The sequence below is a fragment of the Nonomuraea basaltis genome (assembly GCF_005893125.1).
GTDB classification, from domain to species: domain Bacteria; phylum Actinomycetota; class Actinomycetes; order Streptosporangiales; family Streptosporangiaceae; genus Nonomuraea; species Nonomuraea basaltis.
Genome location: NZ_VCJS01000649.1, coordinates 1 through 519 on the forward strand (window position 1 = coordinate 1; position 519 = coordinate 519).

At 71.9% G+C, this 519-nt stretch carries 1 protein-coding gene; it reads right to left on the reverse strand.

What is annotated here, in order from left to right; all coding sequences use genetic code 11:
* On the reverse strand, positions 1–494 hold a 494-nt coding region (locus tag EJK15_RS76085; protein WP_276615640.1), incomplete at its 3' end, for a ketoacyl-synthetase C-terminal extension domain-containing protein.
* Positions 495–519: the final 25 nt, after the last annotated feature.

Sequence of the window (519 nt, forward strand, 5' to 3'; positions counted from 1 at the left end):
TCCAGGGCGGCACGGCGCGACAGCCCAGCCGCCACCTCCACCGGACCAGCCGCATCATGCCCGGTCACGAACCCGGCCAGCCGGGCGGCCTGCGCCCGCAACGCCGCCTCGCTCTTGGCCGACACCACCACAGGCACCGGCAACACTGGACCGGCAGTACCGTCCGTTTCAGTCGAAACGGACGATCCCGCCTCGGCCGGCTCCCTATCCGGCTGCCCCTCACTGGCCAGCGCTTCCTCAACAGCGGGTGCGGCCGATCCGGCGCCGACGGCCGACGGCTCCTCAACGGGCGGTTCTTCCAGGATGACGTGGGCGTTGGTGCCGGAGATGCCGAACGACGACACCGCCGCCCGGCGCGGCCGGTCCGCGTCCTGGGGCCAAGGCCGGGGTTCGGTCAGCAGTTCTACCGCCCCGCCGGACCAATCCACCTTCGACGACGGCGCGTCCACGTGCAGCGTCTTGGGCAGCGTCCCGTACCGCATCGCCATGACCATCTTGATCACACCGGCCACCCCGGCC